2 protein-coding genes are annotated in these 1,169 nt (G+C 29.2%); one reads left to right on the plus strand and one right to left on the minus strand.

All coding sequences use genetic code 11. The features are described 5' to 3' along the window. Positions 1–115: 115 nt before the first annotated feature. Positions 116–277, minus strand: coding sequence for a DUF1328 domain-containing protein (locus OU788_RS12350; protein WP_274635441.1), 162 nt, complete (start codon positions 275–277; stop codon positions 116–118). Positions 278–525: 248 nt separating this feature from the next. Between OU788_RS12350 and OU788_RS12355 the strand changes: the two genes are divergently transcribed. After that, on the plus strand, positions 526–1,155 hold the full coding sequence (locus OU788_RS12355) for an SOS response-associated peptidase family protein (protein ID WP_274635442.1): 630 nt from the start codon (positions 526–528) through the stop codon (positions 1,153–1,155). Positions 1,156–1,169 lie beyond the last annotated feature (14 nt).

Below are 1,169 nucleotides of genomic sequence, written 5' to 3' on the forward strand. Positions count from 1 at the left end.
GGTGTTTTTCGTGTTTTAAATCAATTTTATACAAACATATATGAGGTACATTTAAAATATGTAAATAAAATTCGTGCTTGCATAATTTTGAGTTTGCTTAGCTGTTAAGGTTTGATTATACTCTTTTTTTACCTGTAAGTAATGATATTACAAATAGTATTAAGAAAATAAAGAATGCGATTTTAGCAAATCCTGTAGCTGCTCCTGCAATTCCACCAAAACCTAAGATTCCAGCAATAATTGCGATAATAATAAATATGATTGTCCAACGTAACATAATTTTAGTTTTTAGGTTAATAATTTGAAGTACATCTTTTGTACACTACAAAATTATAACCGATTAAGAGTCTTCTTTTACTCATTTGATAAGAATGTTAACTCATTTGAAAACAAGGAAATGAGCTAAAGTTTATTTCTTTTGAACAAACTTTACCTGGGTTCTTCATGTAAATTTGTAGTGGATTAATTGAGTAGTTACCAACTACTTGTAATGATTTTTTATGAATGTAAATAAATAAGTATACGATGAGTTATAAGCTATCTAACATAGCAAGTAAAGAAAGAATTAAAGATTTTACTAAACTTAATTTTAAGTATCCGCATTTACATAAACCGAGGCGTAAGATTAATGGATTGAAAGAGCAGACAGTAAACATAATCACTATGGATAATCCATTAGAAATCACCCAAGGAATATGGGGAATGCTACCTCAGAATTACGCTGATAATTGGAATAAGTTTCAGCAAATAAAGCGTACGTTACACGTTAGAAGGGAAGAGATTAAGAAGAGTATTTTATTTAAAGAAGCATTGCTTTTTAGACGATGTTTGTTAATTGTTACGGGGTTTTACGCCCATAAAGTAATTGATGGCAGTATTGAAAATTATTTAGTAGAAAAAGATAAACGAGAGCCTTTTTATTTAGCTGGGGTTTATAATACCACAGAAGACGGTTTTGTTACTTGCTCAGTAATCAATACAAATACAACAGAAGAATTAAATTCATTTAATAATCTGTATGAAATAATGCCACTTCAAATACCAAGAACCTTTAAAAAGATGTGGTTAGATCGTTCTACCGATATGAGTGATGTAGAGTATTTAATTAACAATCCGTACGACACTAAATACAATATTCAGAAGATAATAACTTGAAAACAAAGAGAACT

The sequence above is a fragment of the Tenacibaculum sp. L6 genome, assembly GCF_028823685.1.
Taxonomy (GTDB): Bacteria; Bacteroidota; Bacteroidia; order Flavobacteriales; family Flavobacteriaceae; genus Polaribacter.